This is a genomic window from Paenibacillus sp. SRL342 (genome assembly GCF_984798905.1).
In genome coordinates this window covers 2,784,813-2,807,621 of the sequence record NZ_OZ481790.1, presented here as the reverse complement: position 1 = coordinate 2,807,621, position 22,809 = coordinate 2,784,813, and the positions used below count along the sequence as shown (strand labels likewise).

The following is a 22,809-nucleotide window of genomic DNA, read 5'->3' as shown; positions in this document are numbered from 1 at the left end:
CTGTTGCAGAAATTTTGATTTATGGTGCACGTTTTGGTAACAACTTCACATACTCGTCAGACAGTTTCATCAAGCTGAGCACATGTTCATAATCGGAACGATACGGTTCCAAATCCGTTACCGTCTCGTAAGTCTTCAGCGAATAGGCTGTTCCATCGTCAAAGCCCGCACCCGGGATAAACATAATGTCATCGTTGACAAATGAACCCGTCGGCAAGTAATACCGGATACCGAAGGCATTGTGGTCCATGTTGAGCAGATCATGTCCGAAGGCAGTAAACTTCTCATCTTGAAGGGAGACACCCATCAGGTTCATGATCGTTGGCAACATATCCAACTGACCGCCTGGCTGCTCAATCACTTGTCCTTTGGTCTGTTTCGGCGTATGAATCATTAACGGAATGTTGAATCGACTTACTTTACCGTCATAAGGGACGCCAAGATTCGCCTGGATTTGCTGTGTAATCTCTTCGTCAGCAGGCAGACCAAAGTGGTCCCCGTAGAGCACTAACGTTGTGTTATCCCATAATCCGTTCGCTTTCAACTCATCAATGAGCTGACCGACCGCGTAGTCCGTATAGTTGATCGCTTGCAGATAATCGTGAAGCAGTTTATTCGTGATGGTCGCAGGAATCGTGATCCGTGCACGATCAGCTGGAACCGTAAACGGCGAGTGACTTGAAGCCGTAATGAACTGAGCATAGAACGGCTGATTCGCAGCCTGATGCGCAGTCATTTTTTCCACACCTACACGATATAACTCTTCATCCGATGGTCCAAAGTCATTGAATCTGTCGTTCTCGAAGCTGGGCTTGTCGAAGTAACGAGTGAATCCGAGTGCCGGATACATTTTGTTCCGGTTCCAGAAGGTAACGTCATTCCCATGGAACGTCTCTGACTCATATCCCTTTTCCGCCAGTACCTTGGGTAGACTGGGAAGATCACGATCGCTATACCCGGCTGACATGGGAACAACGCCAGTTGGATAGATAGACGTGTTCGACATGAACTCCGCGTCTGATGTGTTTCCCTGTCCGATCTGTTGGAAGAAATGAGAGAAATAATAGCTTTCTTTGGCCAGATCATTCAGTACCGGTGTTAACTCCTGACCGTCTAATGAAGCATTAATCGGGAAATTCTGAAAGGACTCCAGTTGCAGTACAATCAGGTTACTACCTTTGGCCTGACCAAAATATTTGGCTTTCACGGCTGTACCATCACTTGACTTATTCTGATACGGATACTGGCTAACCAGCTCATTGATCTTGGCAATTGTTTCGTTAATGTTACCATTCGCAATGGCCTCATTCTCTTTGCTCGTTAGAATGGCAGACGATACCTGATAGTTCAGGAAACCGAGATTCTCGGCCCGAACCAGCTCATTATCAATTGTTTCACCTTTGACAATAAAACTGCCAGACAGCACGATGCAGAATGCGGCGGTAAGCGCGACGCCGAGCTTGCCCCAGTAACGTCTCCGGATTCTGCCAAACGTCAACCCGCTATCGTGATAACTGTTGCGGTTACGCCCGGCTGAACGTCTTCGCATAATTAGCCATATTGGCAACGCCAGGATAATGTCTACGAAAAACAAAAAGTGCGTTGGTCGTACAAGAGGCCCTATACTTCCCCGCACTTGAGCAACTTGCCCCAGTTCACTAAGCACAGTATAGGTGGGTACCGAACTGAAATGAACGTTATACAGCGTAGCCGCGAACAGCACCAGAGAAAACAGAACATTGAATCCTCCGTATACTGCTCGCTTCCAGCCTTTGGGCACGATCAGATCCAGCAGGCATACCACAGTTAGTGCGCCTAATGCGTCAGTTAACAGACCGATGCCGGACAGACCCTGGAAAAAGAAATACCGCAGCAGTGACAGCTTCAACAGCATAAGAATGAATAACACGGCGAATAAGGTCCGTGATGGAGTTCGTTCATTTTTGGAATTATACATGGTCGCCTTCAACCCTTACCCTGAAATTTTACGTTCATTTTACAAAACGCATATTTCAGTATAACAGTTTTCTGGTTGCTATTCCATGGAAGTTCCGTGTAAGACAGGGTGAGCGTTACGCAATTGTAGATATATCCGTGTTCTGCGTGTCCGCTCCCTCTCTCTGTCCCTTAATGGCTGCTTGTGCAGCAGCAATTCGTGCATAAGGGATCTGTTCAGGCAAACAGCTTACGTAATCCAGACCAATGCGGTGGCAGAACGTAATCGACACCAGATCTACAATATTTTTTCCACAGATCCCTGTCTTCAGATGAGGTTTTCGAATTCGACCTTGGACTACAGCCATCTCCACCAGTTGTCCAACTCCCTCGATGTCCAGCACATGGAATGGATTATTCGTTACCGTACGAGAGTCCGTATCACGTTGAAGGAATCGCTTCTCGGCTTCTTGGCGACTATATCCAAATGTCATCTCTGTCAGCTCATCCGCGCCAAACGTGAAAAAGTCTGCCTGGCGAGCAATGTGAGTCGCCGTTAGCGCTGCTCTCGGAGCTTCGATCATCGCTCCCACTCTATAGAGACAATGCCGCTTCTCCTCACCAAGTACTTGGTCAGCCACATGATCCACCAGATCTCTCATAACCTGAAGTTCATGCACATGACCGATCTGCGGGATCATAATCTCGGGACGTACCCACCAGCCTTGCCGGATGCCTTTCACCGCTGCGCGGAATATCGCTTCCAGCTGCATATCAACGATTTCCGGGAACACTGTACTCAGCCGACAAGCCTGTTGCCCCAATGTCGGATTATGTTCATGCAATTCACAGACTCTGCGAATTACGCGCTCCAGCTCCTCCAGTTCAATCTGATGGTCTTTTTGCTCCTGCCACTCCTCTGCTTGTAACCACTCACGTCGTTTCTCCAACACTCCCAGATCCGGTAGTAGTTCATGTAACGGCAAATCGAGCAAACGTATCGTTACCGGGCATCCATCCATCGCTTCGAATATCTGTTCAAAATCAGACTGCTGCATCGGCAACAGACGCTCCAAACCACGCCTGCGTTCGGATTCACTGTCTGCCAGGATCATTTTTTGTACAAATGGGAACCGCGCAGGTGATAACAGCATGTTCTCTGTCCTGCACAGACCTAGCCCCTCTGCCCCCAGTAGCCGTGCTTTCAGGGCATCCTGTGGTCGATCAGCATTGGCCAGTACCTTCAGCTCTTTCACTTCATCAGCCCAATCGAGCAGTAGTTGCAGATCTGCTGATAAAGGTGGACCTGAGTTGTTATAAGCTGGACATTCATCATTAGCTAATGGCTGGATCTGTATGGGCAGATGTCCATTGCTCGCTTCGCTGTTAGAATCTGTGTAGTATTGCTCCAACACTTCCGTGATATGCCCAGGCTCTATGCGTAACAGTGCATCCTCTTTGGTGATGAGTCCTTCATGCACAAAATATACAGTACTCCTTAGTGTGGCTGTGGAGGATAATCGTGCGGGCTGGGTCTGCACAACATACAACGCGCCGGATTCAATCACAAAGGTGATTTCCTGCACTTCTCCATTACGCGTCTCCAACTGGTCTCCAATCTCCAGCAAACTTGTGTACAGCTCAGGTTCGTCATCTCTTAACCGCTCTAGACCTTGATCCGTTTGATGGTAGGTCCCGGTTATGACGTATTGTCCAGTAATTCCCCTCTCTCCTGTCAGTGGGTTACGTGTATATATTGTTCCGGTCCCGCTTGATTCTCCGCATGTTCCATGCATCATCGTCTGTATAAGAACAGGAGCGCTTTGCTCCGAAGAGATGTAATATGGTTTACGCACGATCTCGTCCTGAGATCTGGATGCTATAATACGCTGTGAATGATATACCGCACGTACTGCTTCTTTGAATTGAATTTGAACATCTTGAGGAAAAGGGTTACGCCCCTCCCCTTCAATTAAATATTTAAATTTGGTAATGCTTAATTCAAGTTCCGTTTCATCCCGACCCTTGACGTGACTCGATATTTCTGTGAAAGATTCAGACGGAATTGCATATACCAGCTGTCCATATTCCTTTAAGTAATCTAGATAACATTGGAGTGCATACAACCGATCACCGGTTTGACGTGCGAGTCCTTCCACAGTAACATCATTCAGACCAACATTGAGCAGTGTCGCAGTTGCTGAGGCTCGATCCTGGTCCTTACGTACCGCGAGTAGTAGCGGGTTCTCCGAGTGTCCGAAGAACTTCCCGGTTTGCTGTTCCAGATGCCGGATCGCGTTAATAATCTCTTTCTCTCCTTCATTGGAAAGATGTCCAAGACGGGTACAGAACTCGCGACAGCATTCCGTAGTGACTACAAATCCGGCCGGCACAGAATACCCTGCATGGATTAGCTCTGCAAGATCAGCCCCTTTACTGCCCATTAGCCCTTTCATCTCTGCCGTACCTTCTTCCAACAGAATTACCCGTTTTGTCATTACAGTTCTCCCATCCGCCGTTCATGGCTATGCTTGAAGACTTCAAACCCTGCGTTACAGATCAGCCTTCATTCTAATGGTATGTCGCAATCGTTCAGTCAAGGACATTCGCTTTTGCATTTTGTGCTCGTTATCCAGTTTTTTTGTAAACGCTACACTAAAATAAGATCAAACTAGCCTTTTTGGTAATTGTATTGGCTCATTTATCAAAATAAACAACAAAGAAGCCCCTTCAGCTAAGCTGGAGGAACTTCACATTTTTAGTATTCACTTACCTCAAACGTGAGCACCCGATCAAACAGGATATAATCCTTCCGACTCTTAAAAGGCCCTTTGTTGTTGTCGTGTTTATCTATCGCATACGATGCCTTGCCACTTCCAGCTTGCTTGGCTTCATACCAGTTGATGAAATCATTTACTTCTTTCATGCTTAGGTCGAATTCCTTCTCCAAGCCCGTTGTCATGGTAACGACAAAAATGGCACGGTTAGTGGATGGTTCCTCTGGTTGTTCCGGAGTTGCAGGTTCTTCTGGTTCTGGTGTGGTTGGTTGCTCTGGTTCAGGATCAACCTGACCGTTGCTCTCAATAATTGCCGAGGCTTCATTTGAGTCAATACTTTCTCCAACAGGATTAACACCCGTCACTACGTAATAATAGGTGGTACCTGGAGTTACATCTAAATCTGTATAATTGGCCTTAGTTACTCCAGTTGCCAATGTTGTATATGGCCCATTTGCCGTAGTGGATCTTTTAATCGTGTAACTGGTTGCTGTCGTTACTTCATTCCAGGTCAATCCAATGGATGATTCATCTGCAGATGCTGCGAGATCTAATGGATTAGCTGGAGGTGTCATATTATACAGCTGAAACTCGGATACACTGACTGTCCGTGTATTGGAATAATTAAACAAGTTAACTTTTGCTATTCCTTTGTACGTTGTAGGAAGATAAATTAATCTTCCATCAGCCTGATTTGCTTTTACTGTGTACCAATACGTCGGTAAAATTGCCTTTCCAGTGGAATCGAATAATCCAATTGAAACATCAAAATCTGCTTTTACACGGATAGCATTCGCTGTAACTGTTCCATTAAAGATTCCAACTGCATGATCAACCGCTGTAGATGGAGTGTTCCATTTTTCTATAATCGCGCTTGTAGCTTCATTATTATCTGTTAATGCATATGTAGATTTACTTCCCTTGCTTTCAGTATCGCTGAGTGTCATTAACATCTTATCCATGAGCCCTCCGCTATAATCTACCGCAGCATGTACCCCTGAATTAGGTGCGAAACTGATAGCAAAAATTAATGCTCCAATCAATAATCCGACTTTCTTAAACAATGTTGTTTTCAAATGAATCCTCCTAAAGTGTTTATGTACAAACTCACTTTAGTGTACATAGGTTCATGTGTCTAAACATAAACTTGCTCATCTATAAAATTCAGCAAAATTCTTGAAATTTTATTTTTTTATTGGATATAAAAGAGCCCAAGAAGAATAAATCTCTCCTTGCGCTCCATATTATAAATCTGTTGCATGAGCTATTCCCATTCACCTTTTTTGATGTAAGTTGTATCATAAGCAACAATTACATTCGTTTTATCTGTTACCTTTTGTAAATCATCGAACACAACTTCTTCTTCGCCGTAATCTACTAAACTCGAATCAACTTTCTCGAAGACCCCACAATCCTTCACATAAATTATATCTGGATGGTTAGAATCATATCGTAAGCTTTCAGGAAGATCTTCACCCAAAATTTCATACGATTCGGCGACCGTAGTCGTTGATATTGCTGTAACAGGGGCCATTCCAATAACAGCTATTACTAAAAGCGAGGCCCAGATTTTTTTCTTCATAGGATGTCTATTCTCCAGTTCATTTTTCCTATATTATACAATAAATCAGATTAGTAGAATATTTTTTTATTTTTCTTCGAGTTTAATTTAATATTGAAACCAGCTAGTTTGTAGTTTTAACTCCCACCCCACACGCCATAAATCTCAGTACATCCTCAATCTTCTTCCCATGAGAGATCACACCGTAGTTCATCCACGGCATACGGCATGTTCTATCTATATTCTCATGCATTTTCCTTGAATCGTTTAGGCTGATTTTCACGGTTATTTAGCGGGTTCATCATACTTTAAAATCGTATGAATTCACCAGCATTCGCAGAGATTGTTATTTTTTCGTGATTTTTTTGTAGTTGTGTTACTCTGGCCTTAAAGGCTAGAGTACTTTTTTAGTTCCCGGCTGAAATAATTTCTTCCAATTTGATCCAACTGTAATCCTCATCACCTCTTACAAGCTTAATTCTCCTGTTGGTTTTTTCAATCGATGTAACAACCCCGCGCATAACTTCATCGTCGAACGAATTGAATACAGTCAACGTGATAGATCTACGAAAACACGTTACATGCAATTTTAGTCAGCTATTTAAAAGCTCGACTTATTTTAAATTTCAGGATAATTTTGTAATTCTCTTGATCTTCAGATGAAGAGAATTGTCCTAGCATCCGATGCATAATTTTTTCTATGATTTTTTCACCCAATTTATAACTTTCTACAGATTCATTATTTATTTTTAATTTGTTTTCTACACAAATCACAAAATGATTATCTTCTATATAAGTAAATAAATTAATATCCTGCTCTCGATCTGCATATTTCAGTATGTTCGACAGAAAATTATCAAATACACGCCCAATATTTTCCATATCTATAGTAATCATGACATCCGTAGGGGAACCATTTACAAGCACCTGAAATCCTTCCGCTCTGAGTACAGTTGTAATATCTGACAATACATCATGAATTGATTCCCGAACGGAAAGGGTTACTAAGTCTGCCTCCCTCTCTTTATCTAATAAAAAATATGAAAACAGATCGTCTGTACGATTCTTAAGTTGGAGAGCCTTTTGATACGCACTCTCGATTTGAGACCTTGTTTCTACACATAAATCTTCTGGTGTATTACGGGCAAACTCTAAATACATGATGAGAGATGTCAGTGGCGTACGCATATCGTGAGACATTTCGGTTGCAAGATTTCTACTCTCATTTTGCAAATTGTCTATCCTTTCTAACCTGCCTAAAAATGCTTTACGTAGTTCCTCTATACTTTCCGCAATCATCGCCAATTCATCATACCCTCGTACCGTTATAGAGTAGTCTAATGAGCCGCCTTCAAGGATATGAATTTCATTATTAATTGTGCGCAAATATTTGATCCCTCTACGTATTCCAAATAAAACAATGGTTATAAATAACATTGCGGACAGCAATATTTCAAGCATGTAGGCCACATTATAGTAGTGGGAAAAATAAAATCCATAGATTGAAACGTTACCTGTCCCATCCTTAAATTGTACTGGGTAAGAGTTCCGTCGATCATAATCAGTTTCAGGCTGACTTCCATATGCTCCTTCGTCATCAGCATGGTACAAGGAATCATATTGAAGCATCTGGTTCTGAAATACGTATAATAATAAATTGCTCTTCTGACTCTTAATCCAGTCTGAAAATGCAATACGATCTGTCGTTGACAGATCGTTTGCTGAAACATATTCTGAAAATTTTTGGACGTAAACTTGAGATTCGGACTTTAAACGCTCATCAGAAGTAAAATAATGATCCATAACCCGATTGCTTATGGACTGCAAAAGTAAAAAACAAAGAACACTTATGGTGAGAGCAATAATTATTAAAATTGTCAACTTTTTAGATATAGTAAGTTTATGAGTGGCCAAAACGGTAACCTCTTCCCCATTCTGTTAAGATATACGCAGGTTTTGCTGGATCGTCTTCGATTTTCAATCGTAATTTTCGGATGTGTACTACTACCGTATTATTTGAACTGTAGAAATAAGGTTCCTTCCAAATACTCTCATAAATATTTTGGGCAGAGAAAATTTTATTTCTTCTGGTCATCAACAGTTTGAGTAGACCGTACTCCAGATCGGAAAGCTCAATCTTCTGACTGCCTTTCCATACATCGTTAAATTGTTCACTTACTTTTAAGCGTCCTCCGATAAGAAATGTTTCGCCATAATCCTTTTTATCTTGATAAATCGTATACCTACGCAACAAAGCAATAACTCTTGCCAGAAGCTCCTGTTCAGAAAAAGGTTTAGTTAAGTAATCATCTCCACCAGCAAGCAAACCTTCCGTTTTGTCCAAAGTTCCGGATTTAGCAGTTAGAAAAAGAATAGGAACATTGTATCGTTCTCTGATTCGTATACAAGCCTCCAGTCCGTTTATTCCAGGCATCATAATATCCAGAATTACCAAATCCAATGACTCATTTACTAATTCAATTCCCTGTTCTCCATCTTTAGCTGTTGTTACTTCATAACCTTCACGGACAAGAGACATACGTAATAGATCACGAATTTCCTGATCATCTTCAACCACTAAAATCCGGCTTGTCATAGTTCACCTCATACTTGATTTAACTTTTAGCTATCCGTGCGAAGCAATGGCTGTGTACTGCAACGGAAAGCTCCGCCGAAAGAACGAGAAATTTCGTAATCAACATATTCTACTTTGATTCCTCTTTTCTCAAGCTCTTTTCCAATTGTATTTTTGAATGCAATGTCCGTAACATATACTTTGCTACTGATTGGCAATCCATTTACCGCCAAATCTTGAGCATCCTTGTAACTCACTTCGATTTTGTCCCAATTTTTAAGTTCTTCTGGGAGCCCATTGGCTAACGAATCCATGCTAACAATCATTAATCCATCTCTTACAAAACTGATAGCACAATCCAGGTGCAATGTGCCAGGCTCTAGCTTCACCTCAACCACCTTATACCCTGATGGTGTCAAATAGTTTCTGAGCCAATCAATACCGGCTTTGTTTGAAGCTAGACCAGAATTACCGACGAATACAGTCTTTCCATACACGAGGATATCTCCACCTTCAAGGTAAGGACCGGCAGCAGAGTTGATTCCTTTAGAAACGTCTGGTTGTGGGACAGCTACATGCGGAACGTTATTTTGGGCTGCTTCCTTATCCAGAATACTTCTAACAGGTAAAACCTCAAGTCTCCGGTAAGCCGATTTAAATGAACCTTCAATTAGATGATTTCCGATTGTGAAGAATGGATCTCTGACAAAGAAATTAGTTACTCCTTCGCCACCTGTAATGCCATCTTTCACAGCCCCTAGTTGTTTTTCTTTTTCATTTAAAAGGCGTGGACGTTGAACCTCAACCCCGTATTTTTCAAGAATTTTTTTAAGGTCTTCACGCTCTTTCTCCCACTTTTTCTGTGCCTCTACCGGATCCGTATTCATAGACATGCCTCCTTCAGGCATAGGCATGTCTCCTTCTGGAAAATCATCAAAATTGAAGTGCATAAAAGCTTCAGATTGTGTCAATACAACTCTTTTTAGCGTGGCGAATTCACTCTCTACATATACATTGTTTTTCTCACTTTTTGTAGTCACAGTTCCATTCACTTCCGTAACTCTATTAACTTTAGACACACCAGTCGCCCCTGCCACTGGTAATATGCTAGCTACCAGTACAAGTGATAATGCTGTTGATCCAACCCACTTCAAACTCTTTTTTTTCATATTAATGCCCTCCTAATAATTTGTTTTAATGCTTACAGTTTGAATTATAGAGAGCAATTCTTAACAGTTTATGAAGGCATACTATTTTAATTTAAGCAGATGAGATTCGGATATATTGCTTCTAATGGAACTTATAACTTTCTTAACTAATATTAACAAACAAAAAAGATACTGTGGGTGTTATGCCAATAGCGTCCTCTTTGACCGATGCTTTCGGATTCAAATCTTTAGTGCCACAATTATCCCTCTCCTTCAATCTTCTTCAGTCGTGGCATGAACATAGATGAACTTGCACAGCTCTTATTTTATAAGCCCGAGCGCATTACAGACTTTATAGATAAGAAGCGAATCATGCCTTTTAAAATTGCAATATCTATCGCCGACACAATTGGATGTAATGTGAACACTCTGTATGAATTAATTTCAATTGAGCTAAGTTGAAGCTTAAATATATATGTCTGTTTCAACAATTAAAAAGGATATAGAGTCTTATCTTAACTAAGAAAAGTTCTATATCCTTTAATATTTGTTCCGTGTATATTTAAAATTACATGTTCGTGGAACCATCATCGTAACTAAACTGCCAAGTAATCCCGAATTTATCTGTTAAGCCACCGTATAATTTGGACCAAAAGGTTTCTTGAAGCTCCATGACTACAGTGCAGCCTACTTTAAGTTTATCGAATGCAGCTTTAATTCCATCCATGTCAGCATTAACTAAGGAAAGGCTTATATTATTTCCAGCAATAAATGGCGAACCTTGATAAACATCAGAGAACATTACATTGCTTCCATCAATATTAAGTCTTAAGAGCATAACTAAATTTTTGGCTTCTTCAGGAAGCGGATAGTCAGGATAAGGAGCATAGCCAGAAACTCTATCAGGAGTTCCCCTTTGCTCGACTGCCTCCCGGTTGGCCCATCAGCTGTTTTGCTTTTGCTGAGAATTGGAAAAGACGAGATGAGGAACACACCAGTCATATGCCGCTATTGCAGCCTCCACGGTACTGGCTGCCACACCCTTCTCATAAAGAGAATGGTTTCCTTTCGGGTATACCCTTTAATAAACCGAATATCGATTGCTTCCTTCTCTTCTGGATCAAGAATTTAACTATGAGCCCTACGGATAAGAGCGGTTAAATGGTTTAGGTATAACCAGACTAGATTTAACTAAGTCACAAGAGAGCGATATAAGAACTTTCCAATATACTTTCAATGATGACTTAAGTATGGTTGATGTATTAAACTCCAATGAGGAAATACAGGAAGTTATGCTTATAGGAACTGGTGGTTTCAGTGAACATACTGACGGAACGCTAATGACAGCCATCGCTACTACAAATTAACACATCTCTCAGATATTGCATCATTTAACCCATATACCGCAGTATATCGTCGATTTTCTTCCCATGAGAGATCACACCGTAGTTCATCCAGCTCATAAAATCCACCTCATACACATTGCCACTCTTCACCGCAGGCAGACATTTCCATTCATCCCTTTCGAGCAGTTCGCGCTCATCTCCAGGTTTGGCCGAGTTTCCAGTGTCAAATGTAATCAACAAGTGATCCGCATGAAGCTGACTTAACTGATCCAATCCAATGAAAATCCTCCGCTCGTGTCTTGTCCATTGCTGCACACGGGAGTGTGGAGTCAGTCCAAGATCCTGATAAATTACAGGTCCGACGTAGCCCTGCTGATCCCCATAGAGAGTAATATCCGAAGCGGATATGCGTAAAAAAGCTACAGTCTGGCCACGCATATAACGTGATAACCGACTCTTACCTTCCATTGCCTTGTCCTCATACGCACCAATTACATCTTGAACCCGATTCACCTTCCCCAACACATCAGCTGTCGATCTCAGAATGGAGCGCCAATCTTCTCCCAGATGTTCTACGTAAAATGTAGGTGCTACCTGCTCAAAGCGGTCCAGATTCCATCGATCAAATCCCTTGTCCAGCATGATAAAGTCAGGTATGTTGCCCACATTAAATTGAGCATCCTGCTGGCTTACATCAAATTCGGGTACATCATCCAACCCCAAATATTGCTGTCTCCCCCAAGAATGATGGGAGCATTGCAGTACAGGTTTTACGCCAAGAGCCAACACAAAGTCCTCCAGATACGGAGCAAAGACACGAACCTCTTGACGGTGATGACGGCGGTATAACCCAGGTGAAATACCAGCATATTGCTTGAACCGACGACCAAAATAATACTCGCTGCTAAATCCCACATTCTGTGCAATTTCATGGATGCGATCATCCGTGAGCTGCAATAGTTGCTTCGAGCGCTCCAGCCGAACCGCATTTACATATTCAAGCGGGAGCTTACCCGTAATTTTTTTGAATTGCCGAGTGTAGCTGGCTCTTGTTAGACCAATATCTGCTGCGAGCTCATCCACAGTTATCGTCTGATCATAGTGGTCGCCAATATAACGAATTGAACTTTGAAGACGGGCACGGTCATCGGGTACTTCTGTTTCGGGGGCACTCTGGCGAAGCAAGGCACGGAACCACTCCTGGAAACGAAGCTGTACCTCCCATTGATCCAGCCAATCGCCAGTGACCTGTTGACGCAGTATTTGTTCCAAGGCTTCCAGACAGGTACTCCACGGGATGTAACTGAGTTGCATAAGAGGTAATAATGTTGGAGAAACTGGACTTTGTGAAAGTTCCTGCCGCTCCTCCGTGTTTCTTCTAGACAAAGCGTTCGAAGTCTCTTCGCTTAACTCACCCACCATCAGATCAAGCTTATAATACTGCAATTCACTTTCTGTCCAAGGCGAACCTTCTATTTTAACGGATGTTCCAGCCGGAACAAACATAATCATTCCTTTTTCCAAATGAGATTCCCGATCTGAGCAAACTATTGACCCCTTCCCAGACGTTACAACAAATATGGCGTGTGAAGACGACATTCTGTATAACAAACGTTTATCAATATGAGACTTATGGTGATCTACGTATTCCATATGCTGAAGTGAGCATAGCCAGGGCTTGGGGATAAGTTGTATTATGGTGTGGCACATGTTCATCGTCCTTAACTGAGAATTATTATCATTTAAAATAGTGTATACGAAAAAAGAAAGCTCTTCAACCCTGGCTGAAGAACTTTCTTTATGAGATTATACTTATGGAGTCATTTTTTCCAAGAGATCATCAATTTTCATGGAATTCGCTGTAATCGCACCTGATTGCCAATGTGATCTTTCCATTATATATACCTGATTGTTCTTAACGGCCGGAAGAGATTTCCACAATTTGCTGTCAAGTACCTTCAAGGCTTCCTTGTTCTCAGGAGAAGACCATTCACCATTGGAAGGGAAAACAATAAGATGATCTGCATCAAGTTGCGGCACGGCCTCCTCAGACAGAATTTCCTGGTATTCTTCCATCTTGCTAACCAGAGGATGAGGTGTTAGACCAAGCTCGGAATAAATAAATCCGGTAAATCGATTCTTCACACCGAACAAAGCCAGTGTGTCATCGTTAACATTCAGCCGGACAACTGCGACCGTCTCGTCTCCAACCGCTTCCTGCAGCTTCGCCTTAGCATCTGCAATCTTAGCCTCAAATGCCGCAGCAACTTCTTCACCCTTGTCCGGTTTACCTACAACATCGGCAATGGTTTTCAAAATTTGGTTCGAATCCTGCAGTACGCTCTCAGGCAGACGATACGTCGGTGCCACCTTGGAGTACATCTCATATTTCTCCATATCTACCCCACCATCTACAATGATGAGATCCGGATCATATTCCAACAAAGCTTCAATGCTCCCTGTGGTATCAAATTGAGGAACATCCAGTCCTAAATAATCCTGTACACCCCACATCGGATTATACCACTGCACTACAGGGTTAATATCGAGCGCCTTCAGATAATCTTCCACATATATTCCAGCAATCCGCTGTGGCTGAACCGGAATTGTCACATCTCCAAATTCATCCTGTACAACCCGTGTAGTAGGCTCTGTTTCGGTTTCAGTAGTATTTTCTCCAGAGGCTGCACTTTCAGTTGCAGGAGTCTGTTCCGCATCCGTAGCGGTATTTGTACTACATCCTGAAATAACCAGACCCATGAGCAGTAATGTAATCATCCACCCTTTGAAACCTTTAACTAAACCTACCATGTTACCCTTCACCCCTATGTGATCTGTTGATGTAACCGTGAGAATATTTCACATATAATGATTATCATTCTCATCGATTGCTTAGGTGAATTGTACCTTATGCCTCAGTCGACCCACAATGTACATTTGATGCTGTTTTTTTATACAAACGAAACAACCCTGTGGTCCTCCCCCGCTTATCGCAGGGGCAACCTGCCTTGACGATAACTTTCCAACAGCTTCTCCACAAAGGAATCGTTCGCCGTACTCTGTAACAATGCAGCACCAATTAAACCCATATCATCACTTACATACCCCGCTAACTCAGGTTCGCCGGTGAGAGCCAAGGTCTGTTTGAACGCCTGTTCCCTGCATGCGCGAAGCACCTCTTCTTCAGCCACCGCGGTATCTTGAGCCCATCGTTCAAAAGCTTGCATCCACTCGTCAGCAAATGCAGAGGCATCCCTTTTATCCAGGTAAATTTCCACATCCAATCCTTCGAATGTCTGCTGGGTCAGAATCCGCCCCTCGTTAAGATCCCCCAGTAGCTTCTCCACGTCTGCTTTGCTCATTGATCTCCCCTCCAGTTCATCATCATGTCAGATACATCTCAGGTATAACAAACCGCTTCATCATTCGATTAGAATCAGCTGTAAAATGATCCAATTGAAGTTCCTCGTATTCGCTAAGGATACTTTCAAAGATACGAGCAATCACACCACAATCTGCCAAAGCATTGTGCCTGTGTATTCCATCCGTATTCAGATCGTAATACCGAATCAAAAAATCCGTAGAGACGACCTCATTAATCTCAGGATGAATGTAGGTGAACATCGCTTTTGTATCGAGTACCGGGTTAGTCAACATCGGAAGCCCATACTCATCACAATGCCGCTTCAAGATGGGTAGGTCATACTCATATCCTGCTTGTGTTACAAGCACATTATCCCCAATAAATTTCAGAAATTCCTGAAATGTTTCTACGAACGATGGAGCCTCTATCATATCCTCATTCGAAATGCCTGTTAATTTTGCCACAGCTTCTGGTATAGGTTTGTTTGCACGTGCAAGTGAAGAAAATGTTGTGTTACACCGTTGACCTCTTTGGTAGTGCATCCCACCAAATTGAGTCACACTCTCCACCACGGGATTAATGCCCGTCCCTTCGAGATCAAATATGCAGTACATTCTATCCTGTAATGAAGATACGATTAGATTTTCAATAAAGTATGTATCAGGCAACAGCGTAATTTTCATCCGTCCAAGTCACTCCTCCCCACTATCATTCTGGCTAATGCATTCCTCATATATAACTCTGTCACTCCCACAATCGGGTGACCTGGACCAACTTGCGCGTTCCATCAAACTGCAACTTATAGATATCCGGCATCGTAGTCTTCTCCCAGAAATCATACCCGTAGGAAGAATCATAATGTTGTAAAATAAGCGTCATGACATCTCCATGGGTTCCAATGACTACCTTGTGACCCACATGTGTATCCAAAATTTTCTCGATCACCGCTACTGCCCTTGAGCGAGCCTGTTCACCAGACTCCCCACCTGGATACGCATACGTAGGATTACGGTACAACCGCTGCTTGGCTTCACGAAAATTATCATGCTTCACATCTGAACTCGACAACTGGCGTTCACGCAGATCTTCCTCTGTCACCACAATTCCACCTGACCGATCTGCCAGAATCTGAATCGTATCCACCGCTCGCCTGTAAGGGCTAGAATAGAACAGTTGAATCTGCTCCCCATGGAGCAGACTGGCAACCGTTCCTGCATCTAGATGACCTTGCTCTGTGAGTCCACGCTCGCGTTCTCTTCCTTCAACATATCGAGACTCCGCATGTCTGACAAAATACAAAAACGTACTGGCCTCACTCATCATCCATCCGCCAACCCTTTTTTCTTCTCAATGACAATCAGGCAGGTACTGTCTGGCAAAGGCGCAGGTTCACCATTTTCCTTCATGAAGATCATTCGTTCTCCGAGTGCTTCCGTGTACCCCTCTTGAAGGAAATGTCGGAGAGTAATAATTTCGGCTTGTTCACCCAGCGCTTCTCGAATACAGCTCTCATAGGCTGTCGGCGTGAATATACCGAACTGCTCCTGAATTTCATGCACGTATGCCTCTTCACCCCACGTATACGTGTAAAGAAATTCCATCGCATCGTTAATCGGCAATACGACCTCATCGTCTGAGATCCGCTCATATTCAATTGCACGTCCCTGAAAATCCTCTGCATACCGCTCCAGCCAGCGCATCCCATCCTCTTCCAGGAAACGAATCCGGCGCTTCTGTGCCTCCGGTTCACTCATGATCCCATCCCGAATCAGAATTCTTCCTCCAGGTGACAGCACACGGAATGAACTTCTCAGCGCTGCTACAACCGTATCGGAATTAAATCTTCGACCGTCCAGTTCAATATATGAATATAATTCATGCAGAATGGATGAAAAAATAACCGTATCCACTGTGCCTGGCTGCACATATTGCTCCAGTTGCAGGGCATCGCCTTTCATCACTTGCCAGCGATGTCCCTCACGCTGTTTTTTGCGCTCCAGCGCTTCAATGACATTGGCTGAGATATCGATACCAATCGGCTCCACTTCCGGTTTTTCCTGCTCAATCAGATCCAGCAGAATTCCTCCACCTGGACCGATATCCAGTACCCGTTTACCAACGATATAGTCGAGCAGTACTTTTTTATAATCACCGGAGCTGTTCATATCGGACAAATACGTTTCTTCGTTGTGGAAGCGGTCATAGGCATCCCGGCGCAATCCGAACAGGTCAAATAACAGCAGTACAGCCTTCTCGTATAACGGTGACTTTTCTGCTTCAATACAGAATGCAATCAGCTTCTCCGCCGCTGGAGAAAATTCAAAGGTCACAAACAGTGTATCCGGCAGATCCGCATGACGCTCAATGCGATGTGTTAGATGGGGATAGACGATCTGCTCCCCTGCCGTAATCTGTTCCCACGCATACTGTTCCAAATATTTTTCAATCATTCGTTTCTTGTAAATATTGAGCTTCTTGACGCCTTTGTAATCGTAATACATCGTATTCATCAATGGTTCGAAGCTGATATGGCGAACGATTTCAGATCGACTCTCCATGCATGCGGGATGCATGCTATCGCTGCGAAGCGTCAACAGGAACACTTTCACCATCTCTTGCAACGAAAAATCCTGCATGGCCGACTCCACATACCACAGAGTACGATGAGCCAGCGGAGCCAACGCCTGTTCTACATCCAGTTCGGTTTGGAGTTTGGCGTACGCCGTATCCATTGCCTCTCCCTGCCGAATGGATGAACTTCTTAAGCGGGATAACCGTTCCTTCACGTTCCAGTCCTCATGATCCGGTCCAGCGATAATCCAGCCTACAATTCGCTGTACCTCAGCCTGAACCTGATTCCATAACGCTCGATCAACACCTGCGATAATGCACTCATTTAGTGCCATCAGTATGGTGTGCAACTCATCTGTAGTAAGCCATCCTTTGACGATCAAGGCGTGGAGCGAAGCATTCTCGGCAAATGGAATCTCGCCGCGTATGTATTGACCAATAAGTCCATGCGTAGCAATTAGAGTACGAATAACCTCATGCCTTGGTGTGTGTGAATTCAGCGCATCATGCTCGTTTATATCCGCATTTTTACTTAAGGCATCGCCCGGAGATCCAAGTTGATTTAAACTCGTCTCCCTGCTCTTACCGATGTCATTATCCAGGTGGTCTGCCCCTGCGTATAGATCATATAACTGAGCGGACCCCACATTATGTACAAACAAGTTAACGCCCTGCTTTTGCCATACCCGCCGCTGCTCCAATGATCCGGCCTTCGCCGTCTCTGACCAGATTAATACGTCCTCCATAATTTCTCGCACCCAAAAAGAAACCTGAAGCTCCTCCAGCACGTGAAGTGTACGCTCTGTGTAGTCCAGCACCGGATTTGTTCCCTCAAGTTCGGCAATGGAATGAATGCGTTCGAGGTTAATATGGGGCTTCTCTGCTGCTGCCAGCAGTTGCAGCCATAATGGCTGGGCTTCCGGCGTGTTTCCTGACTTGTATGATTGTATGGCCTTTAATGAATGCAGCATTAATATGTCCCCTCTCTTTCTCTACCCTTATATATAAAATCATTAGATTCGTCTATAGATGTTGAACTAATCATTAACACGATAACGGAGAGGACAGAAAAAACCTGAAAAAGCGAAGCTAAAAGCTTTCTGCAAGAAAGCTGCTTCGGAAGCATATGCTTCGCCTTTATCCCCGGATTTTCCCCTTCGGAAAAGGGAATCAAAAAAATCTGGGGATAACAGCGATTGAAAGGTTATTCTGTCATCGTAGTGTCAGTGTAAATAATATGTAATTCAACTTTTATAACAGACGAATTCGTTCCTGAACAAACTTGAGCAGCTGTTCCACCTCTTGAGCAGGCAGATCCTCGTCAAGACGCGCGGCGGCAACTGGCAGCATCCAGGACTCTATTGCTACACGTGTAATCCCGGAAAGTTGCATATAATGATGGATGTAATATTTGACCAGCGATTCACGAGCCGTTTCAAACCCCATTCGTATAGCAGGATCTGTATCTTCCGGCAATGTGGCACTCATTAATATTACCCAGCTTCGAGCCACATCACCCGCAGGATCACCGGACATTCCAGTCATCCAATCAATGACCCGGTATTGATCGCCAGCCTCACTGAGCATAACATTATCAGGGTGAAAATCGCCATGACAGATCTGCTGTCTATCAGGCAATGTTGTTAAGTAAGAAAGGACTCGCGCTTGATCGTCCTCCGACAATAATCGAACATTGCGGATCGCTCCCGATAAAATCTGCTTCTGTAAGGGGAGTGTCCCTTCATCATCTCGCTCACAATGAAGTCTGTAATGGCAGTCAGCCATTTTAAACGCCAGCTGCTCTAGGAACTCCGGTTGCTGAATGATAAGTGATAACAGGGTAATCCCTTGGATTCGCTCAAAAACAATGCCAGCACGCGACGTAGTATGTTCTATCAAGGATACTGCCTGCGGGACGGGTAGTCCTTTTTTGTATGCCAGCTCACTTATTCTAAATTCATTTTGAACCGCTTCGTGAGGAAAATCCATTCGATATAACTTCATAATGTGCTCGTTCGAATAGGCATAGATTTCCGCAGTTCTTCCCTGACCAATTCGCTCCATATCTACCCTCCCTTTACTCGAACTCACTGCCTCTGACTTTGGAGAAAACCATACAATCAACCAGCGTACCTGTGCTGTCACGCCGCATCTTGCGCAGTATACCTTCCAGCGTATAACCCGCTCGTTCGGCTACTTTGGCACTTCGCACATTGCGGGCATCACAGCGGATCTCCAGCCGGTTCGCCTCCAGATGAGTAATGGCAAAATTCTCTATCCCTTTCACCGCTTCTGTCATCAAACCCTCACCAGCTCGCGATGTTCGAATCCAGTAACCGATCTCAAAACAGCGTGCATTCCAGTCGATGCGATGTAACCCGCTGCTGCCTACGAATTCATCCGTATGTCTATCACGCAAATGTAACATCATGTCGGTACGTTCCAGATATTGCAGTCTTGCTTTGCGAACAGTGACTTCTGACTCTTCCAATGAAGGAATTTTCTTGGCAAAAGGTAACCACAACCGCAGCTGCTCCGCACTCTCACGGACGGCTTCATTAACAGCCGCACCGTCCCCCCACTTCGGTGCTCGAATTGTGAGGCGTTCCGTATGGAAGCTCTCGGGTATCGTTAACATAATTGGATTAAATGAAGACGATTCGGTCATCGTTATACTTACTCCTCTACCTGAAATATGGAATCAATGATCAGCGGAAAATTATCCCTTACGGACACTGCACCGAATACGGAACGAGCGTGTACCCCCTGATCCCCAAATACCTCCATCATCAGATCCGAGAATCCATTCAGCACTTTATGATGCTCCTGATACGAAGCGGACGCATTGATAAACCCCTGCACTTTAACCACTCTCTTCACCCGATCCAGTGAACCCAGCACGTCTCGAACGACAGCGAGTACCTCCAGTCCAGCGTTCCGGGCAAATTCATATCCCTGTTCTGTTGTGAAGTCTGCTCCAACTTTACCGCGTTCGGAGGTATCAGGCCCTTTCCCGGATACATACATGATTCCATTCACAATAACGGCATTGGCATATTTCGCTGCGGGGGCGCTGGCCTGTGGTAAAATAATCCCCAGTTCATTTAATCTCGCTTCAATCATCGTACATTCTCTCCCTCTTTTAAGGTCCTCACGGAACCCGATTCATTGTATTCCTGCCTATAGACTCTTGGTGATACCTGAACGGTACGCTTGAACATCTTGCCAAAATGAGAGAAGTTACTGAATCCCGCAAGCCAGGCGATGTCCGTAATGGATTCTTCACTTTCTCGCAGCAAACGCTGTGCTTCCTTCACCCGTAACAGATTCAGATAATCACTGAAGGTAAAGCCCGTCGTTTGTTTGAACAATCGACTCAGATAATGCGGACTAATGCGAAACATGCTCGCCACCTCCGGTAATGTCAGTGGTTTCTGATAGTTCTCATTCAGGTGACGTACAACTGCCTGTGTCTTGGGGTGAAGAACCGGCTCACGATCATCGGAGCTTAACCTGCCCAGGTGTTGATTACGATAGGCATGCAGCAACAATTCAATAGCCCGGTGACGAAGCAACAGGTTGCTTCCAGGTTGAGGACGAAGCATTTCATCCACCATTTCGCTAACCATCCGTTCCAGAACCTCAGTGACTTGAGATGGAAACCTTACAATAGGAATCTCCCAGCAAAAGGGTTCCTTCAATCCTTCAACTAACTCTGCGGAAATAGCTATGGCTTCAAAAAGCTCAGGCTTCATATACAGCACCATCCGCTCATGGTCAGGCATGCCGCTCTCCAATGTCTTGTGAACCGTATTTCGGTCAACAAACACTAGGTCGCCAGCCTTTACCCGATAGGTTCGGTCCTTAATGAAATAAATACGCTCGCCAGACAACAGGTAATACAACTCATAATGATCATGCAGATGGTCATCCGTCATCGAGAAATATCCAATGCGACGATCATATTCGATGTGCAGCAAATCCGTAGGATCATGAAAATCCGCACGAAAAGGTTCTGTCATGTCTCCCTCTCTCCTTTCCATAAATTATAGCAAAATATGCGGCATTTGAAAGCGGTTACGCATAAAATGCGGCGAAAGAAGTACTCCCTTGTTATAGTCTAGAGCTATATTCAAGGAGGCGATAGACATGAGTAACAAGAAACGTTATGTATTAGTTGGAACCGGCGGCCGCGCCGAATTTTTTTATGGTGCTTTAACCCGGGATTACAGGGATACTTCCGAGCTTGTCGGCTTTTGTGATATAAATCAAGTCCGTATGAATTACGCGAATCAACTGTTGAAGGAAAAATACAATTATCCCGAGGTACCTACTTATCCTGCAGATCAGTTTGATCAGATGATTGAGAACGAGAAGCCTGACTATGTCATCGTAACGAGCGTTGACCGTACCCATCACAAGTACATCATTCGCGCGATGGAACTGGGTTGTGACGTTGTCACCGAGAAACCAATGACGATCGATGAGGAGAAATGTCAGGATATTCTGGATGCTGTCAAGCGAACTGGCCAGAATGTAAGGGTCACCTTTAACTACCGTTATGCACCGCACCATACTAAGATTCGGGAACTTATTCAAAATGATACCATTGGAAAAGTCACTTCCGTTCACTTCGAGTGGCTGCTGAATACCCGCCACGGGGCAGACTATTTCCGCCGTTGGCATCGGGACAAGCGTAATAGCGGCGGACTGCTCGTGCATAAATCTACCCATCACTTCGACTTGGTGAATTTCTGGATCGGCTCACAGCCGGACACCGTGTTTGCATTTGGTGATCTCATGTATTACGGCAGAGAAAACGCAGAAGAACGCGGTGTAACGCAGTTCTACAATCGGGCAACTGGCAATCCGATCGCAAAAGAAGATCCTTTTGCACTTCATCTGGATTCGGATGCTCATATGAAGTCCATGTATCTGGATGCTGAATCAGAAGATGGTTATCAGCGGGATCAAAGCGTATTTGGGGATGGCATCAACATTGAGGATACGATGGGTGTTCTGGTGAAGTATCGGAACAAAGCCATTCTGACCTACTCCCTCGTTGCCTACCAGCCATGGGAAGGTTACCGCATTGCCATTAATGGCACCAAAGGCCGGATTGAAATGAACATTGTGGAGCAATCCTATGTCAATTCATTGGGTGACAAAAGTAAAGAAGGTGCTTTGATCGGTAAAACGTTACGGGTTCTTCCAATGTTTGATGCGCCATATAAGGTTGAAGTGGAAGAGAAAGCAGGTGGACATGGCGGAGGTGACCCGGTTCTGCTGAACGATCTGTTTGGAGAGCCTGTAGAAGATCCGTTCCATCGTGCAGCTAACCACGTGGACGGTGCCAGATCCATTCTGACGGGTATTGCGGCCAATCGCGCTATCGCCACGGGCTTGCCTGTCAACGTCAATAATCTGGTTCGTTTCTAAGTCTCCCAGGCCTGCACTACATTATTAATTTCATTTAAAGGCTGCGCATGTTACGCAGTCTTTTTTATATTTTTATAATTAATTTGCACGAAA

The 22,809-nt window shown here is 44.0% G+C and carries 19 protein-coding genes and 1 pseudogene; 1 reads left to right on the top strand and 19 read right to left on the bottom strand.

The window, feature by feature from the left end:
* Positions 1 to 19: 19 nt before the first annotated feature.
* From AC4E8D_RS13030 to AC4E8D_RS12940, 19 genes and pseudogenes are all read right to left on the bottom strand, one after another.
* A complete protein-coding gene (locus tag AC4E8D_RS13030; RefSeq protein ID WP_221824945.1) occupies positions 20 to 1,957 on the bottom strand; it encodes an LTA synthase family protein in 1,938 nt (645 codons plus the stop codon).
* A 115-nt stretch (positions 1,958 to 2,072) separates the two neighbouring features.
* On the bottom strand, positions 2,073 to 4,433 hold the full coding sequence (locus tag AC4E8D_RS13025) for a putative PEP-binding protein (RefSeq protein WP_221824946.1): 2,361 nt from the start codon (positions 4,431 to 4,433) through the stop codon (positions 2,073 to 2,075).
* Positions 4,434 to 4,693: 260 nt separating this feature from the next.
* Positions 4,694 to 5,788 (bottom strand): fibronectin type III domain-containing protein, encoded by a 1,095-nt coding sequence (locus AC4E8D_RS13020; protein WP_221824948.1) that lies wholly within the window; start codon positions 5,786 to 5,788, stop codon positions 4,694 to 4,696.
* A 188-nt stretch (positions 5,789 to 5,976) separates the two neighbouring features.
* Complete coding sequence (locus tag AC4E8D_RS13015) at positions 5,977 to 6,294, bottom strand: hypothetical protein (protein WP_490206296.1); 318 nt, start codon at positions 6,292 to 6,294, stop codon at positions 5,977 to 5,979.
* A 386-nt stretch (positions 6,295 to 6,680) separates the two neighbouring features.
* Entirely contained in the window at positions 6,681 to 6,860 is a 180-nt protein-coding gene (locus tag AC4E8D_RS13010; protein ID WP_076217134.1) for a YolD-like family protein, read from the bottom strand.
* 10 nt (positions 6,861 to 6,870) lie between these two features.
* Entirely contained in the window at positions 6,871 to 8,187 is a 1,317-nt protein-coding gene (locus AC4E8D_RS13005) for a sensor histidine kinase (protein ID WP_490206295.1), read from the bottom strand.
* Positions 8,174 to 8,869, bottom strand: a complete 696-nt coding sequence (locus AC4E8D_RS13000; protein WP_076217136.1) for a response regulator transcription factor — start codon at positions 8,867 to 8,869, stop codon at positions 8,174 to 8,176. The genes AC4E8D_RS13005 and AC4E8D_RS13000 overlap by 14 nt, the downstream gene beginning before the upstream one ends.
* 26 nt (positions 8,870 to 8,895) lie before the next feature.
* Entirely contained in the window at positions 8,896 to 10,017 is a 1,122-nt protein-coding gene (locus AC4E8D_RS12995; RefSeq protein WP_490206294.1) for a dimethylarginine dimethylaminohydrolase family protein, read from the bottom strand.
* Between the two features lie 547 nt (positions 10,018 to 10,564).
* Positions 10,565 to 10,879 (bottom strand): annotated as a pseudogene (locus AC4E8D_RS12990) (VOC family protein); the annotation flags it as partial.
* A gap of 508 nt (positions 10,880 to 11,387) precedes the next feature.
* Complete coding sequence (locus AC4E8D_RS12985; protein WP_221824962.1) at positions 11,388 to 12,866, bottom strand: AraC family transcriptional regulator; 1,479 nt, start codon at positions 12,864 to 12,866, stop codon at positions 11,388 to 11,390.
* A 288-nt stretch (positions 12,867 to 13,154) separates the two neighbouring features.
* Positions 13,155 to 14,153, bottom strand: a complete 999-nt coding sequence (locus AC4E8D_RS12980; RefSeq protein ID WP_221824964.1) for an ABC transporter substrate-binding protein — start codon at positions 14,151 to 14,153, stop codon at positions 13,155 to 13,157.
* Positions 14,154 to 14,329: 176 nt separating this feature from the next.
* Entirely contained in the window at positions 14,330 to 14,704 is a 375-nt protein-coding gene (locus AC4E8D_RS12975) for a hypothetical protein (protein ID WP_221824966.1), read from the bottom strand.
* A gap of 22 nt (positions 14,705 to 14,726) precedes the next feature.
* Positions 14,727 to 15,389, bottom strand: a complete 663-nt coding sequence (locus tag AC4E8D_RS12970; RefSeq protein WP_221824968.1) for a 3'-5' exonuclease — start codon at positions 15,387 to 15,389, stop codon at positions 14,727 to 14,729.
* Between the two features lie 61 nt (positions 15,390 to 15,450).
* Positions 15,451 to 16,029, bottom strand: coding sequence for a histidine phosphatase family protein (locus AC4E8D_RS12965; RefSeq protein WP_260633022.1), 579 nt, complete (start codon positions 16,027 to 16,029; stop codon positions 15,451 to 15,453).
* A complete protein-coding gene (locus AC4E8D_RS12960; protein WP_221824970.1) occupies positions 16,026 to 18,248 on the bottom strand; it encodes a class I SAM-dependent methyltransferase in 2,223 nt (740 codons plus the stop codon). The genes AC4E8D_RS12965 and AC4E8D_RS12960 overlap by 4 nt, the downstream gene beginning before the upstream one ends.
* 280 nt (positions 18,249 to 18,528) lie before the next feature.
* Entirely contained in the window at positions 18,529 to 19,341 is an 813-nt protein-coding gene (locus AC4E8D_RS12955) for an aminoglycoside phosphotransferase family protein (protein WP_221824972.1), read from the bottom strand.
* A gap of 13 nt (positions 19,342 to 19,354) precedes the next feature.
* Positions 19,355 to 19,945 carry a GNAT family N-acetyltransferase gene (locus tag AC4E8D_RS12950; RefSeq protein WP_221824975.1) on the bottom strand — a complete coding sequence of 197 codons (591 nt, stop codon included), beginning with the start codon at positions 19,943 to 19,945 and terminating at the stop codon, positions 19,355 to 19,357.
* 8 nt (positions 19,946 to 19,953) lie between these two features.
* Complete coding sequence (locus AC4E8D_RS12945) at positions 19,954 to 20,400, bottom strand: RidA family protein (protein WP_221824978.1); 447 nt, start codon at positions 20,398 to 20,400, stop codon at positions 19,954 to 19,956.
* The gene (locus AC4E8D_RS12940) at positions 20,397 to 21,299 is read right to left on the bottom strand and encodes an AraC family transcriptional regulator (protein WP_221824981.1); all 903 of its coding nucleotides are present in this window, start codon (positions 21,297 to 21,299) and stop codon (positions 20,397 to 20,399) included. Before AC4E8D_RS12940 ends, AC4E8D_RS12945 begins: the two co-directional genes overlap by 4 nt.
* Before the next feature lie 127 nt (positions 21,300 to 21,426).
* Between AC4E8D_RS12940 and AC4E8D_RS12935 the strand changes: the two genes are divergently transcribed.
* On the top strand, positions 21,427 to 22,716 hold the full coding sequence (locus AC4E8D_RS12935) for a Gfo/Idh/MocA family oxidoreductase (RefSeq protein WP_221824983.1): 1,290 nt from the start codon (positions 21,427 to 21,429) through the stop codon (positions 22,714 to 22,716).
* Positions 22,717 to 22,809 lie beyond the last annotated feature (93 nt).

Excerpts from the sequence above, each read along its gene's own strand:
- AC4E8D_RS12945 (WP_221824978.1), bottom strand. The coding sequence starts at position 20,400 with ATGATTGAAGCGAGATTAAATGAACTGGGGATTATTTTACCACAGGCC.
- AC4E8D_RS12995 (WP_490206294.1), bottom strand. The coding sequence starts at position 10,017 with ATGAAAAAAAAGAGTTTGAAGTGGGTTGGATCAACAGCATTATCACTT.
- AC4E8D_RS12970 (WP_221824968.1), bottom strand. The coding sequence starts at position 15,389 with ATGAAAATTACGCTGTTGCCTGATACATACTTTATTGAAAATCTAATC.
- AC4E8D_RS12965 (WP_260633022.1), bottom strand. The coding sequence starts at position 16,029 with ATGATGAGTGAGGCCAGTACGTTTTTGTATTTTGTCAGACATGCGGAG.
- AC4E8D_RS12960 (WP_221824970.1), bottom strand. The coding sequence starts at position 18,248 with ATGCTGCATTCATTAAAGGCCATACAATCATACAAGTCAGGAAACACG.
- AC4E8D_RS13015 (WP_490206296.1), bottom strand. The coding sequence starts at position 6,294 with ATGAAGAAAAAAATCTGGGCCTCGCTTTTAGTAATAGCTGTTATTGGA.
- AC4E8D_RS12935 (WP_221824983.1), top strand. The coding sequence starts at position 21,427 with ATGAGTAACAAGAAACGTTATGTATTAGTTGGAACCGGCGGCCGCGCC.
- AC4E8D_RS13030 (WP_221824945.1), bottom strand. The coding sequence starts at position 1,957 with ATGTATAATTCCAAAAATGAACGAACTCCATCACGGACCTTATTCGCC.
- AC4E8D_RS13025 (WP_221824946.1), bottom strand. The coding sequence starts at position 4,433 with ATGACAAAACGGGTAATTCTGTTGGAAGAAGGTACGGCAGAGATGAAA.
- AC4E8D_RS13000 (WP_076217136.1), bottom strand. The coding sequence starts at position 8,869 with ATGACAAGCCGGATTTTAGTGGTTGAAGATGATCAGGAAATTCGTGAT.
- AC4E8D_RS12950 (WP_221824975.1), bottom strand. The coding sequence starts at position 19,945 with ATGACCGAATCGTCTTCATTTAATCCAATTATGTTAACGATACCCGAG.
- AC4E8D_RS12940 (WP_221824981.1), bottom strand. The coding sequence starts at position 21,299 with ATGACAGAACCTTTTCGTGCGGATTTTCATGATCCTACGGATTTGCTG.
- AC4E8D_RS12955 (WP_221824972.1), bottom strand. The coding sequence starts at position 19,341 with ATGGAGCGAATTGGTCAGGGAAGAACTGCGGAAATCTATGCCTATTCG.
- AC4E8D_RS12980 (WP_221824964.1), bottom strand. The coding sequence starts at position 14,153 with ATGGTAGGTTTAGTTAAAGGTTTCAAAGGGTGGATGATTACATTACTG.
- AC4E8D_RS12975 (WP_221824966.1), bottom strand. The coding sequence starts at position 14,704 with ATGAGCAAAGCAGACGTGGAGAAGCTACTGGGGGATCTTAACGAGGGG.